Origin of the sequence: Vibrio sp. T3Y01, from assembly GCF_013114525.1 — a bacterium.
Classification (GTDB): domain Bacteria; phylum Pseudomonadota; class Gammaproteobacteria; order Enterobacterales; family Vibrionaceae; genus Vibrio; species Vibrio chagasii_B.
Genome location: NZ_VTXJ01000008.1, coordinates 19,506 through 33,831, shown reverse-complemented (window position 1 = coordinate 33,831; position 14,326 = coordinate 19,506). Strand labels below are relative to the sequence as shown.

Annotated in this window: 10 protein-coding genes; 7 read left to right on the top strand and 3 right to left on the bottom strand. The window is 43.3% G+C overall.

All coding sequences use genetic code 11. The annotated features are described in order from the left end of the window. Positions 1-117: 117 nt before the first annotated feature. Positions 118-1,440: a sensor domain-containing diguanylate cyclase gene (locus F0232_RS10605; RefSeq protein ID WP_105057053.1), complete on the bottom strand. Its 1,323-nt coding sequence runs from the start codon at positions 1,438-1,440 to the stop codon at positions 118-120. Between the two features lie 187 nt (positions 1,441-1,627). Here F0232_RS10605 and F0232_RS10600 point away from each other — a divergent pair, with 187 nt between their 5' ends. Next, a complete protein-coding gene (locus tag F0232_RS10600) occupies positions 1,628-2,086 on the top strand; it encodes a GNAT family N-acetyltransferase (protein ID WP_105057054.1) in 459 nt (152 codons plus the stop codon). Between the two features lie 213 nt (positions 2,087-2,299). Here the strand turns inward: F0232_RS10600 and F0232_RS10595 are convergent, their stop codons facing one another. Continuing rightward, positions 2,300-4,018 carry a S8 family peptidase gene (locus F0232_RS10595; protein ID WP_105057055.1) on the bottom strand — a complete coding sequence of 573 codons (1,719 nt, stop codon included), beginning with the start codon at positions 4,016-4,018 and terminating at the stop codon, positions 2,300-2,302. Positions 4,019-4,437: 419 nt separating this feature from the next. Continuing rightward, a complete protein-coding gene (locus tag F0232_RS10590; protein ID WP_105057056.1) occupies positions 4,438-5,790 on the bottom strand; it encodes a sphingomyelin phosphodiesterase in 1,353 nt (450 codons plus the stop codon). Positions 5,791-5,976: 186 nt separating this feature from the next. Here F0232_RS10590 and F0232_RS10585 point away from each other — a divergent pair, with 186 nt between their 5' ends. The 6 genes from F0232_RS10585 to F0232_RS10560 all read left to right on the top strand — a co-directional run bounded on the left by F0232_RS10585 (position 5,977) and on the right by F0232_RS10560 (position 13,946). Further along, positions 5,977-6,573, top strand: coding sequence for a LysE/ArgO family amino acid transporter (locus tag F0232_RS10585; protein WP_061031425.1), 597 nt, complete (start codon positions 5,977-5,979; stop codon positions 6,571-6,573). Positions 6,574-6,683: 110 nt separating this feature from the next. Then, complete coding sequence (locus F0232_RS10580) at positions 6,684-7,340, top strand: glutathione S-transferase family protein (RefSeq protein WP_061031424.1); 657 nt, start codon at positions 6,684-6,686, stop codon at positions 7,338-7,340. Positions 7,341-7,824: 484 nt separating this feature from the next. Next, the gene (locus tag F0232_RS10575; RefSeq protein WP_105057840.1) at positions 7,825-8,394 is read left to right on the top strand and encodes a porin family protein; all 570 of its coding nucleotides are present in this window, start codon (positions 7,825-7,827) and stop codon (positions 8,392-8,394) included. Positions 8,395-8,581: 187 nt separating this feature from the next. Beyond that, positions 8,582-9,835: an exonuclease subunit SbcD gene (sbcD, locus tag F0232_RS10570; RefSeq protein ID WP_105057057.1), complete on the top strand. Its 1,254-nt coding sequence runs from the start codon at positions 8,582-8,584 to the stop codon at positions 9,833-9,835. Between the two features lie 5 nt (positions 9,836-9,840). After that, complete coding sequence (locus tag F0232_RS10565) at positions 9,841-13,557, top strand: AAA family ATPase (RefSeq protein WP_105057058.1); 3,717 nt, start codon at positions 9,841-9,843, stop codon at positions 13,555-13,557. A gap of 245 nt (positions 13,558-13,802) precedes the next feature. Then, positions 13,803-13,946: a DUF2256 domain-containing protein gene (locus tag F0232_RS10560; protein WP_081090296.1), complete on the top strand. Its 144-nt coding sequence runs from the start codon at positions 13,803-13,805 to the stop codon at positions 13,944-13,946. The last annotated feature ends 380 nt before the right edge of the window (positions 13,947-14,326 follow it).

Sequence of the window (14,326 nt, the reverse complement as noted above, 5' to 3'; positions counted from 1 at the left end):
GCATTTGCTGAAAAAATTGGGGTGGCGCATAGTAAACTAGAACTTGAAAATAACAAGAAAATCTTTGATTGATTTATCGAGTTAATAAACCTTTATTGATGCTTAGCAATTCTTTCATTACTCACATTCTACGCATTCACATTCCGTGTTGACCGACACTCTATTTTTACCATTCGATTTAGCCTGATAGAGGGCATCATCTGTTACACGAATCAAGTTATTGAGCGAGTTACTTGTTCGTATTATACAGCTGTCGGTGACACCGATACTGACACTTGTGCTAAATGATTTTCGGTTAAAACCGATGAATTGATGGCTTCGAAACTCTTCACAAATACGCTCACCGACAATTGTTGCCTGGGATTCTGCCGTGGACAATGCAGTGGCATGGTTTGTCTGAGACTTCGGAAAGAAGACAATAAATTCTTCACCACCCCAACGGCCAACAACACCATTTAGAGCTTTGACATGTTTCTTGATGATGGTTGCGAGTGTGCGAATGACGGTGTCACCGACGCTATGTCCAAATTGGTCGTTCACATTCTTGAAGTCGTCAATATCGAGTAGCAAGCAAGACATATTAGCTTGATTGTTAGTCGGTTTTTTTAGCCAGTCATAAACCGCCTGACGAGTTAATACCTGCGTAAGGTCATCGTGAAGTGCGCGATGAATTAACTCCTTTTCTAGTGCGACTTTACTAGTGACATCTTCGACCACCACTTGAATCGCTTTTTCACCTTCCCAGTAAATGATGTTGTCGTAAATATTGAAGTATTTTTTACTTCCATCAAGGCAACGGTTTTCGACTACAGAACTAAAGCTAGGCGTGTGACCGGCCATAATATTCTGGCTGCGCTTTAGAGCGTTGATACGATTGTCGGGTGGAATAATAGAGATGACCGAATCCATAGCAAGGACTTGCTCAATAGATTTAGCACCCTGCATTTCAACCCATGCCTGATTGACCATCAAAGGTTTGAAGTTTTGATGAATGAGCACACCTTGTTTCGAACTCTTCAGTAGAGTCCGGTACATGTGGTCTTTCTCTTGATGTTTACGTTCAGAGGCAACCACAGATGTGATATCGATGATCATGACTCGAAGAGCTGGGCGGTCATTGAGCTTAATGACGTGCGCTAGGCTGAATAGGGATAGAATACGCCCATTGATAGGTACGTCTTTATAAAATTTGCCTTTCTGAAGCTGGCCTTTAATGGCTGTGAGGTAACGTTCACGAAGAGCGCCGTGGTAACTCTCTGGTACCATGGAATAAACGAAATCGACATTCTTTAATAGCGACTCTCGGTCATCGTAACCAAATAGGGTCGCGATATTATCGTCGACATCAATGACCTGATGATCCTGGAGGGTAATGTAGCCTTGGGCAGAATCGAAGTTCTGGCAAGGTAAGGCTGTCGTTAAGTCTAGTTGGATACTCATATCGGTCTGATCAATTAATCTCTACCGCAAAAAGGTGCTTTGCATTAACTTGGGTATATCGCTGATAGACAGGGTAAATGCAGCGAGACTCTACATGCAAAGTATGATATTCATCATGTAACGACACTAGCGTAATTTTACTGAATGGAAAATGGATTAAAACTTTATTAAGGATAATTAAAGGCTTATGAAAATAATAATTGATGACTTGTCAGGCGGAGAGGTGATTGAGTTGCTGGAAGAGCACTTAGCTGATATGTATGCGACGTCGCCACCAGAAAGCGTTCATGCACTCGATCTTGATGCTTTGAGATCACCAGAGATTACTTTTTTCAGTGCATGGAAAGACAGTCAATTATTGGGTTGTGTTGCTATTAAAGAGTTGGATTCCCAACATGCCGAGCTTAAATCGATGCGAACCTCTCAGTTTGCTCGCAATACAGGAGTGGCGAGCAAACTCTTGCAGCATGTTCTAGACACATCTTCTTCGCGCCAATATCAAAGAATCAGCTTGGAAACGGGTTCTGAGGAATACTTCAAGCCTGCGCGTAACTTATACGAGAAGTTTGGCTTTGGTTACTGTGAACCCTTTGCGGATTACGAATTAGACCCTTACAGCCAGTTCATGAGTATCGAATTACGCTAAATATGGTCTATTAGAATTATACCGTATAAAGAGATTCCCTATCACGTTCGTCCCTCACTGTAGGGAATGACGAATGAAGCGTTCACGTTTTTCTCTCGTGTCATTCCAGAACTGGGAAGCGAGGTATCTGGAATCTCTGTTGTTGTTGTTGTGAAAAGCAAAAAGGTTGCCTCGGGCAACCTTTTTCATAATTAATCAATAGATAATAAGGTGTTAGCGTGTTTCCAACTCTGTGAATATAGCCTCAGCGTCTACCACACTGCCAGAAATCGATAGAGTGTTGAAAGGCACTAAATCTGTCGGGCTAGAAGGCTTTTTAACAAGCAATTCTGGATAGACTTTTGATTCGTTCATTAATAGAGATTTCAGTTCTTTCACTGATAGGTCAGGGTAGCGAGACCACACTAAAGCAGCGACACCTGAAACCACAGGTGCTGCCATGCTGGTACCACTTTTCGAACCGTAAGTGTTGCCTGGTGTAGTTGAAAGAATTCGATACCCAGGAGCAAATACATCAACCGATTTTTGTCCGAAGTTACTGAAGCTTGCCACTAAGCTTTGATCTGCGTATTTTGCAGATGCACCTACATCTAACCATGTTGAGATAGGCTTTGAACGGTAGTGCTTAGCGTAGCGGTTTGGAAAGCTTGGTTTGATGTCGTTGTCGTTACGGCTATTACCCGCAGAGTGAACAATCAGGACCCCTTTACGAGCGGCATAGCGGAATGCATGGTCAACAATGTACTTACGAGGTGAGTAGCTTTTACCAAAACTCATGTTAATGATCTTTGCACCATTATCGACAGCGTAACGAACAGCGTTGGCAATGTCTTTGTCTCGCTCATCCCCATTTGGCACCATACGCACTGCCATAATTTGTGCATGGTCTGCAACCCCATCGATACCGATAAAGTTGCCGCGTTCAGCAGCGATGATACCAGCTACGTGAGTGCCGTGAGAGCCGACAGGCCCCTTAACATCGTTGTTACCGTAACCTTTTTCCCAAGGGTTATTGATGTCATCTAGGACAATGTCGCGACGAGTATCGAGCTCAAGATTTAAATGGAAGTCTAAAGAGTCTTGATAGCGACTACGACGAGATTCCAAGTATTCAAATGAGTACCAAGATTCAAATAGGCTAAGTAGGCCTTGCGCCGCTGCAACGACGCTAGCGTTTTCGTTATCTAATAGCGTTTTTAAACCATTAGTCGAAAAGTCTTTCTGATCAACGTATTGAAGAATCTCTTGTTTGTATTCGTTGGCTTGGTCAATCGCGGTAGTGACACGATTTAACGCATCTTGGTCGTCTTTTAAAGAGGAGAGGTAGTCGGACTCAACGCCTTCATAGTACTTACGCTTTTTGCGTGGAATCCAATGTCCATTTTCTTTCAGTTTCAGGTACTTCTTGTATTCTCGTGTGACCTCTAATGTATCTTGGTCAACGTTAATCCCTAAAGAGTTTCCGAGAAAGTTCCATCCGTGAATATCATCGATGTAACCATTGCCATCATCATCGATACCGTTATCTGGGATCTCGCCCTTGTTCGTCCAAAGCTTGTTTTTTAGGTCTTCATGTTCCACATCAACGCCCGAATCAAGAACAGCCACGATCACTGGCTCTGGCTTTAGTGGTGGCATAAGGTAGTCATATACCACGTCAGAACCTACTCCTTGAAGCCTTGTGTAGCTCGCAGATAGATTGAACCAATCGCCGCGCTGTGAATCAGCAGAGCTCATCATTCTCATTGAGAAGAAGGATGGTTGGATGGGAGCTTTAGAGTAGTCCTCAACAATCGTACCTTTTACATCTTGTATGAATGGCGAATTGGATATGTGTGGCGTAACACTCTCTTCATTGACAGTTGTAGCGGTGGCGTGTGCTGAAGCGATGATAGCTAAAGTAAGAGTTGTAAGTCTGTATCCGTATTTCATCTGTGTAGCGTCCTTATAGTTATGCGGCTAAAACTGTTTTTAAACGCAATGCGTAAACACGCGTTTAGCCAGTTTAGTGAACGGGAAAAGCCCGTTCAAAAAGCAGTCAAAAGGTAATATGCAATTAGATTTCTATCATTCGCTTGGTCAATGAAATGGTATTGAGATCTCACTGTGTTCGATTTTTAAGCTTTAAAGTTTGAGCTAAATTCTATTAATAAATTCAACATTTATAAAATGCACGCTGAAGGTTAAACTGCTTAAAAATCAATTGATTAATTTGTTATTTAGCAGGCGGGAAGGTTTTCATTGAGCTAGTGAAAAGGAGGGGGATAAGGAGCTCGATCTTCTTATTGGAGGAACAGAACGAGCATCCCAAGTGTGTTTGGTTGGTTCAACCTTATGGTTATTTTAGAACGCTACTCATTTGGACTAAACACAAAGTTAGCATCAATAGCAAAATGGTCGGATAAGTGCCAACTTCCCCAAGTCTCAGAGTTTAGTCTTTGGTTGAGTTTCACCGTATTTGTATTACTTACTGCTCGTCTGTGCACTCTACTTACAAAAACGTAATCCAGATACTCTACATCAGCACCACCTGAATACTTATAAGCAGCGTAAGGGTTAATCGTCGGATCAAAGGTTGCACGGGTGTAGCCTCTGAACTCTGGAGGATCAACATCTAACGTAGCAAGCATCAAAAGGTATTCCAAGAAGTCACTATTTTTGTCGATGTTGAAGTCTCCAGCATAGATCACCGCTTCGTTAGCAGGAATGTCTTTGGTCAACATAAAGGTTCGCATTAGACCGAGTTGTAGGCGTCTTAGACGCTTAGCTGAAGGTGTGTTGAAAGAGGCAAGGTGTGTATTGAAAATGTGGTATATCTCGCCATCCTTGTTTATCTTGGTATATACAACGCCTTTGTCTGCGTAGCAGTCAGTGCCTGTACAGTGTTCGAAGACGATACTATCGGTGTCGATGATTGGATGTCGGCTAAATGTCACCACACCGCCATCGTACAGCGCATTACTGTTACCACCAACCACCTCTGTTCTGTATGGATATTCGTCCGCTAACTTATTGAATAGAATGTCTCTATCGGTAGAAAATGCTTCTTGCAAAGTGAGTACATCAAACCCAGAAAGGCTATGGCTCATGATGCTTGCTCGGCCTGCAATATTGGAAGACACAGAAGGAAGCAACCATAAGTTATATGATGCAACGTTTAGGATGTTTGGTTCATATTCTGTGTCATTGATTGTATGTTCAGACACAACAAATTCAACGTCGTCAAAACCCGATGTGTATACCGCTTTAACGCCGAACTCAGAGTGATATCCATCTTGATTATATCGATGAAGAATGTACGGGTTGTAGTCGGTCATCAAGCCTTGACCTTTATACCCATAAGACAGCGTTGTACCTGAACTATGACCAACCAACTTAAGTTGAGCGACGGGTTCTTGCGGTTTGACTTCCCATGTTCCCTCATCAGTCAATCGTGATATTGTGAGAAAGTAATCATATGTAGCGCCATTCACAATTCCATAATATCGATTAAAATCAGCCACTTTAGCTTTTTGATAGGGCCAAATTACTAAGTCATTTTCTGATAGCTTGTATTGGTAACCATTGCTCACGGGAGCACTGGTGTCTAATGAAAAGTTTATCAATATGGGTTTATCAGTGCGGTTTATATAGTAAAGTGATGTAGCATATGCCTGGCTCGTTATTACCCAAAATATCAGTGTTAAACACAGGTTTTTAATCATGTTTCTTCCTTTGATTACATTCCTAAAATCGAAGTCAGAAAGTAGCTCTCATATGCACTTGGTTGCAATTTGGTTGTGTTGGTTTTGTGCTGTGTAACGGATATGTGATCATATTGTAAATTTTGTGAAAAAATACACCAATTTATAGTAACTTATGATTATTCAACCTATTTCGAAGTGCATTTAATGACGACTTATTTTGCTGGTTTCTCCCTCGGACTTTCGCTGATCCTTGCGATAGGTTCTCAAAATGCTTTTGTACTCAAGCAAGGCCTAAAGAACCAACATGTTTTGGTCATTTGTACTGTGTGTGCTGTCTCTGATGCGTTACTGATTAGTTTTGGCGTCACAGGCTTTGGAGCTATTGTTCAGCAGTTTCCTCAAATCGAACTGATTGCTCGTTATGGTGGAGCAATGTTTTTGGGTGTGTATTCATTTTTAAGTTTCCGCTCTGCATTTACTGAAAATCATGCGCTAGAAGCAAGTGCTGAAACCAAAGACTCGTTAACCAAAGCGATAGCCATGTGCGTTGCGTTTACTTGGCTAAACCCACACGTCTATCTTGATACCGTTGTGCTGTTAGGTTCTATTTCAACTCAATATCAACCAAATCAAATGTTATTTGGGGCGGGGGCGGTGTCGGCTTCTTTCGTGTTCTTTTTTTCGCTCGGTTATGGTGCTCGATTCTTGGCGCCTCTGTTTAAGAACCCTAGAGCCTGGAAGGTGTTGGAATTTCTCGTGGGTGTGATAATGGCATCTATTGCAATATCATTAATTGTTTAACTGGCCTTATTTCATTATTTCTAAAAAAATAGAATTTTCTTTCGTCTTTTGTTGTTGATGTTCGTCTTAGGGATGTAACTACAAATTAATGACCTGATACGGAGTCAACGATGATTAAACTGATTAGCTTTAAAAACTGCCCATTTGTTCAACGTGTAATGGGGGCTCTAGTCATGAAGAAAGTGCCATTTGAAATCGAATACATTGAGCTTAACAACAAGCCGCAGTGGTTTTTGGATATTTCCCCAAATGGACAAGTGCCTGTGCTAGTGACTGAAAACGACACGGTATTGTTTGAATCTGATGCGATTGTTGAATACCTTGATGATAAATACGCCCCTATTGAAGAGGTAACAGCCGAGCAAAAAGCATTGGACCGTGCTTGGTCTTATCAAGCAAGTAAACATTACATGCCACAATGCGGAACGATGGGAAGCAAAGACAAAGAAACTTTTGAAACACGTTTGGCTAATCTTCAAAAAGCGTTTCTAAAAGCTGAAAATAAATTAGGCGATACTCAATTCTTCAAAGGGGATTACATCTCGAATGTCGACATAGCTTGGCTGCCACTATTACACCGCGCATCGGTGATAAAAGATCGTTCAGGTTTTGATATGTTAGAAGGCTTCCCTAAAGTGCAAGCGTGGCAGACCGCTTTGATTAAGTCGGGCTTAACGGAGAAAACGGTACCTCAAGACTTTGTGGAGAAGTTTAGTGGTTTCTATTTAACGAATACTTATTTGGCAAGCCTTGCGGAAGTTCATTAATATTATATTCATTATTTTAAATATAATTTAACAGGGTTTTATTCTGAATGGTTGGAAAGGATAAAATAAAGCTCACTCTATTAATCAATAGTGTGAGCTTTTTGTTTTCTAGGAAGGGGAGAGTTAAGTAATAGCTAGAATGTATAAGCCACTTTATATAACTGCATGTGTGATTAAATTACTGATTTAAATGTATTTGTTTATGATAGGTGCAATGTGGATATTGTAACTCTTAGTTGTTTTTTTGCTTTTGCTCTATTTTGTCTCATAAATAAGACTATATAAAATTCGCTAATTATTCGCTTGGTGAATGAAAAATGTCGTGATAACTTCCCAATCACTCCGCAAATGAACAGTGTTTTATTGTTTATTAGGAGTCGCTTGAATAATTTATTTAAACAGTATCGCAACCGTTGGAATAGTGTCGGAAACCTATTAATAGTTGATGAACGGTACTGTGGGACAAACTAAAAAGGGTATTTTCATGCTTAAATCAACATTTCTATTAGGCCTAGTTGGCTTGGTTTCACTTCCTACATTTGCTGCTGGTATTGAGGGCGGTCCATACATTGGTGCTGGCCTTGGTGTACATCAAGATTCGGACACAGATGGTGGTGGCAATTTAGACGCTGAAAGCATGGGATACAGTCTTTACGGCGGTTACCAATTTAACCGTATTGTCGGCATTGAACTTGGCTACACGGACTACGCTGACTATGAATCATATGGTACTAAGGTGTTTTCACCAACGTCTCTGTCTGTCGCAGCAAATCTTGGTTATACCTTCGACAACTCAATTCGCCCATTTGTACTAGCAGGTTTAAGCTACGTTGATCTGAATGCAAACAGCTCTAATGCATTTGATGATGATTCTGGCGCAGGTTTCCGCTTCGGTGTTGGTGTGGAATACACTCCAGTGGATAACCTAACACTTCGCCTGATCTCGCAAGCGGATGCAGTAAACATCGAATTCTTCGATAGCCGTGGCAATAGACTGCAAAGCCGTGATGTCGCATTTAGCACAGTAACACTGGGTGCTTCTTACAATTTCTAACGCATGTTGAGACTTGAAATTGTTTATAGTTGATACGAAAGCCGCTCTGATTATGAGCGGCTTTTTTGTAGCTATAGCCTATGATGCGTTCATGCGTAAAATTAGTTGCTTTTCACAAGCTTATAAAAGGGAATTGTATGAGCGATTTTGGTAGATTATAGGTATTACCGACTTCCAGTGAGCAGCAATGAAGATTCTTCACACGTCCGATTGGCACCTTGGCCAAAACTTCTACAACAAAAGCCGTAAGAATGAACATGAACGTTTCTTACAATGGTTACTTGAGCAAGTTACTGAACATGACATCGATGCGATCATCGTTGCTGGTGACATTTTCGATACCAGTACGCCACCAAGTTACGCTCGTGAGATGTATAACAAGTTTGTTGTCGATTCGAACATGATCGGCTGCCAATTGGTACTGCTAGGCGGAAATCACGATTCCGTTTCGGTCCTGAAAGAGACCCAACAGCTGCTCAAATACATGGGTGCTGACGTCATCCCAAATACCAACGAAGATCATGCGACTCAGGTTGTTGAACTCAAGGGTAAAACGGGCGATGTAGAAGCGCTTGTGTGTGCCATTCCATTTATTCGTCCTCGCGATGTGCTGACCAGTCAAGCTGGTGTATCTGGCGTAGAGCGTCAAAAGCAGCTTGGCGATGCGATCAAGCAGCACTACCAAAGTGTTTATGAGGCGGCAGTCGCTAAGCGTGCTACCTATGAAAACCATGAGCACATGCCAATTATCGCTACGGGACACCTTACTGCGATGGGCGTGCAACAGTCAGATTCTGTACGTGATATTTACGTTGGTAACCTAGATGGCTTTGCTGCGGACGGTTTCCCTGATGCCGACTACATTGCTCTTGGTCATATTCACCGCCCACAAGTAGTGGCTAAACGTGAATTCATTCGTTATTCCGGCTCTCCAATCCCACTTAGCTTTGATGAGCTTAAATCTCAAAAGCAGGTGTGCGTGGTTGAGTTTTCTGAAGGCGAACGAACCATTTCTCAATTGGCTGTCCCGACATTCCAACCACTTGCTGAAATCAAAGGCGATTTGAGCGAGATAGAGTCTCAACTGAACCAATACATTGGCTTAGATGGTGAACAAAGTATTTGGTTGTCGATAGAGGTTCAGGCTCAAGACTACCTATCTGATCTACAAGAGCGTATGCGTGCATTGACTGAAGGCCTGAATGTGGAAGTATTGCAACTGCGCCGCGCAAGAGAGCGTCGTAACCAAGCGTTGGAGCAAGAATCAGCAGAAACCCTGTCTGAACTGAGCCCAATGGATGTGTTTACCAAGCGTATTGCCTTAGAAGAGTTCGAAACTGAGTCTGAAAAAGCGCGCTTAGAACGAATGACGGTGAAGTTTAAGCAAGTCATGGTCGAAGTGTCTGAAAGCGCTCAAGCAACAAACAAAGTAGAAGAGTAACGAGTATGAAGATTTTAAGCCTAGAATTTGAAAACCTAAACTCTTTGAAAGGGCGTTGGAAGCTCGATTTTACTCAATCACCGTTCGCAGAAAACGGCCTGTTTGCTATTACGGGTCCAACCGGTGCGGGTAAAACTACTATTCTGGATGCGATTTGCTTGGCGTTATTTCACCGCACACCTCGTTTGAAAAGCATCGCGAAGGGCAACAACGAGCTGATGACTCGCGGTACGGGTGAGTGTTTCGCTGAACTTGAATTTGAAGTGCAGGGCAAAACTTACCGTTCTAACTTCCATCAAAAACGAGCTCGCGGCAAGCACGATGGTGCGCTGCAAACACCAACATGTGAATTTGCTGATGCAGACACAGATAAAGTCTTAGAAACCATGTTAACCAAGAAGACCAAGTTGGTTGAGCAGGTGACTGGTTTGGACTTCTCTCGCTTTACTAAGTCGATCATGCTGTCTCAAGGCGAATTTGCCGCCTTCTTAAATGCCAACGCAAATGACCGAGCCGAGCTTCTAGAAGAGTTAACCGGTACCGAGGTCTACAGCCTAATATCAGAGCGTATTTATGATCACTTTAAGTCGAGTGAACAATCACTCAACCACCTGAAAGCGAAAGCTGAGGGTGTGAGTTTACTGTCTGATGAGCAGATTCAAGAGCTGACAACAGAGCGTGACACCTTAGAAATTGAACAGAAACGTTTAGCTGAACAATTAAAAGAGTGGCAAGCTCACCTTAGCTGGTGGAAAGACGTCACCAAAGCGCAGCATACTATTGCGACCAGTGCACAGGATTTAAAAACAGCGCAAGGTGATTTAGAGCAAAACCAATCATCCTTGGTTCGTTTGGCAAACAGCGAACCCGCTGAGAAATTGCGACCGTTGCACAAAGACCTAAAACGCTGCGAGCATGAGCTCAATCTTACGCAGATTAACCTCGATAACAGTACCAAGCTGCTCGCAGTGCGCGAGACCGAGAAGCTAGATGCCCAAACTAAGCTGACTCAAAGTAACGAAGCGGTTGAAAAAGTTAAAGCGCAGCAACAAGATCAAGAGAGGATCATTGAGCAAGTCCGCCCACTCGACAACCAATTATCGGTACTCAAAGACAAGCATACTTCGGCAGTTAACGCCGCGAATACGCTGAACGAACAACACGCGCAGCAACGCAATCAACAGCTTGTGTTGGCGCAACAGATTGACGAGTTGAAACAGCAAGAAAAGCTGAGCGCCGAGTACCTAGAGGCACATAAGGCGGACCAACACCTCGAAAAGCACCTAGGCCAGTGGCAAGCTAAGGTTGAGCAAGTACGTACGTTAGAGTCTCAGCATTCACAGCAACTCAATTTAGCCAAACAAACCTATACGGCGCTAGAAGCTCAGCAAGCAGTGATTAAAAACGCACAGCAAACCAAAGCATCGCAAGATCATGCGTTAGCTGAGCTGGTGCTGGCCGAGAACGCTACCAAGCAGCAATGGGAAGCTCTACACGCGAACACCAGTGAAACAGCATTACTGTCCCAAAAAGAGCTGTTGGAGTTTTGGAATCGCAACACCCACTCGTTGTTTGAAATCAATCGTGGCTTTTTAAACGCACAGCAACAGCTACACGTTAAAACACAGGCACATCAAACTAACACCCAGTTGGTCGACAAGCTTTCAAAAGAACGTGAAGTGTTGGTGGAGCGATATAAAGAGCGAGAGACATCGCTTGAGCGTTTAACCTTGTTAATAGACCAAGAAGGAGAGTTAGCTAAGTATCGTGCGAAATTGGAGTTTGGCTCTGAATGTCCGCTGTGTGGTTCTACTGAACATACCATTGAGCAGTCACAAGACATGGCGAACTTGGTTGCTCAGCAAGAGCGTGAAAAACATGAGTTAGCGGTCATTAAGAAAGATGGTCAAGAGCATCGCCAACAGTTGGATTCTCTTGCTCCTATGATCACAGCACTAAGCGATGATATTCAACGAGCACAAGCGGATATCCAACAAGCTCAACTTAATTGGCAATCTGTAATAGGTAAGCTTCAACAGAGTTTGTCTGACTTTCCTAATGTGACGCTGGAGTTAACACTGCTTGCTGTGACTGACTTGGGGAATGAGATGGCGGTGACGGCTTTCGTCGAGCAATGTGAGCTTCACGTAAATCAAACCCAGCAGCAGCTGAAAGTCTTAGTGGATGCTAAAAACAGCTATGCCGATGCGGAAAAAAAACGTTTATCAGCGAGTGTTACGGCTGATAAAGCCCAAGCTAATCTTGTGTTAGCGGAGGAGCGCCTCAACGACCTTAATAAGCAAAACCAAGACGCGAATGAGCAAGCAGCTCAAACCACGCAAGCCAAAGACCAACAATGGCACTCACTCAAAGAGAGTATTGTGGAAACCTCGATTGAGGCACCTGAACTTGAGCACATTGATGCTTGGTTTGCTGAAAAACTGCAAGCCTCAAACACATGGCTGCAAACCAAACAGCAACAGGCTGAACTAGAGAAGCGTTTGATTACCGAATGTGCTGAGCAAAAAGCACTGGATGACAAGCTAAGCAGTCAGCAGAAAGAGCTGGACACGTTAAGCAAAGAAAGCGAATTGCTAACAGCGGAGTTAGCTCGTATTAGCGGTGAAAGAGCACAGTTGTTTGGTGAGCAAGACATTCAAGTCGCAAGCCAAGCAATGAAGCAAAAGGTAACAGATTCAGTCACAACATTTGACGCGGCTCAGCTGGTTCTCAATCGCTGTGAACTGGAACATCGAACCGAACAAACCAAACATACAGGTTTTTCTGATGAGTTAACCGCGAAGCAAACAAGCCTCACGCAAGCGAAGAATGTTTGGTTTGAAGCTTTGCATACGAGCCCGTTTGAAGAGGAAGTTGATTTTGAAGCGGCACTGCTTGATGAGGAGTTGCGAACTCAATTACAAAACCTTAAGAAGTCTCTGGATGAAGCAATTGTCAGTGCACAAGCAAGGCTGAATACGGCAAAAGCCGCGCAAGTGGAGCTACAAAACCACGAAAATGCGCAAACATGGCAAGAACAAGATCAACAGTTAGTGGAGCAGGCAACGGCTGAGTGCCAAGAAGCTCAGCAAAGTCATGCGAGCAAAATTGGCGCAATTTCTGCCAACCTTGAAACAGACAGTCAGAATCGAAGTAACCAGCAAGATTTGTTTAAGCAGATCTCTGAACAACAAGTCGAGTTTGATGATATTTCTCGTTTGAATTCGCTGATTGGTTCTAAGAACGGTGACAAGTTCCGCAAATTTGCCCAAGGCTTAACACTGGAAAACTTAGTGTATTTAGCAAACAAGCAATTACAGCGTTTGCATGGTCGCTATGAGCTAAAACGTAAAGCTGACGACGGCTTAGAGTTACAGGTACTCGATACCTGGCAGGGAGATGTAATGCGCGACACCAAAACTCTGTCTGGTGGTGAAAGCTTCTTGGTGAGTTTGGCGTTGGCATTGGCGTTATCTGATCTTGTGAGTTACAAAACCAGTATTGATTCACTGTTCTTGGATGAAGGCTTTGGCACGCTTGATAGTGACACGCTAGACATCGCATTGAACGCACTCGATAACTTGAATGCCTCAGGCAAAATGATTGGCGTTATTAGCCACGTTGAAGCTTTGAAAGAGCGTGTACCTGTGCAATTGAAAGTGACGAAACACGCAGGCCTTGGCGTTAGCGAGATGGAAAAGCAATACAAAGTGGTTGCTTAATATCTTTGAGATTGGTCGGTTGGCATTCAAAGCCAGCCTGTTTAGTTGAAATGGTTCCAACCTCAGTAAAGCAGATCCCCAACTCAGTCGTTCCTCCTTCTCGGGGATGACGGAGTGGTGGTTTTTAGTTGAGGCAAGCGAGCTTGGATGTGATAACTAACCTCATTCCCTATAGCGAGGTGCTAGCGCAATCGGTAGTGTTGTTGTGAGCTCTTCAACGAACTAGACCTATATAAGGTACCGACATGCACAAAAAACCGCACCTCCCAACAAAGACATGTCCTGTATGTCAGAAGTCATTTGCATGGCGCAAGAAGTGGGAGCGCTGCTGGGAGGAAGTGGTGTACTGCTCTGAGCGTTGTCGACGTAATAAACCTAAACAGGGTTAGATTTTGTTAGCACAGCCTTCGTCATTCCCTAAAGCGAGGGACGAGCGTGATAGGAAATCTCACTAACGTTTAGCTAAGTCTTAAAGAGATTCCCAACTCAGTCGTTCCTCCTTCTCGCGAATGACCTAGAGTGCTATGAGTGACTCGCTAAATGGATACTGATTTCCCCTTAGTAGGTTGCGAGTACGGCTCATATTCTGAATAAAGGTAATGGTAGCTTTGTTAGCGCAATCTTCGTCATTCCCTAAAGCGAGGGACGAGCGCAGTAGGGAATCTCACCAACGTTTAGCCAAAGTCTTAAAGAGATTCCCGACTCAGTCGTTTCTCCTTCTCGGGAATGACGGTGAAAGGTTCTGGAGTGGACTATTGCGTATACTTCC

Excerpts from the sequence above, each read along its gene's own strand:
- F0232_RS10580 (WP_061031424.1), top strand. The coding sequence starts at position 6,684 with ATGATTAAACTGATTAGCTTTAAAAACTGCCCATTTGTTCAACGTGTA.
- F0232_RS10595 (WP_105057055.1), bottom strand. The coding sequence starts at position 4,018 with ATGAAATACGGATACAGACTTACAACTCTTACTTTAGCTATCATCGCT.
- F0232_RS10585 (WP_061031425.1), top strand. The coding sequence starts at position 5,977 with ATGACGACTTATTTTGCTGGTTTCTCCCTCGGACTTTCGCTGATCCTT.
- F0232_RS10590 (WP_105057056.1), bottom strand. The coding sequence starts at position 5,790 with ATGATTAAAAACCTGTGTTTAACACTGATATTTTGGGTAATAACGAGC.
- F0232_RS10605 (WP_105057053.1), bottom strand. The coding sequence starts at position 1,440 with ATGAGTATCCAACTAGACTTAACGACAGCCTTACCTTGCCAGAACTTC.
- F0232_RS10560 (WP_081090296.1), top strand. The coding sequence starts at position 13,803 with ATGCACAAAAAACCGCACCTCCCAACAAAGACATGTCCTGTATGTCAG.
- F0232_RS10575 (WP_105057840.1), top strand. The coding sequence starts at position 7,825 with ATGCTTAAATCAACATTTCTATTAGGCCTAGTTGGCTTGGTTTCACTT.
- sbcD (WP_105057057.1), top strand. The coding sequence starts at position 8,582 with ATGAAGATTCTTCACACGTCCGATTGGCACCTTGGCCAAAACTTCTAC.
- F0232_RS10600 (WP_105057054.1), top strand. The coding sequence starts at position 1,628 with ATGAAAATAATAATTGATGACTTGTCAGGCGGAGAGGTGATTGAGTTG.
- F0232_RS10565 (WP_105057058.1), top strand. The coding sequence starts at position 9,841 with ATGAAGATTTTAAGCCTAGAATTTGAAAACCTAAACTCTTTGAAAGGG.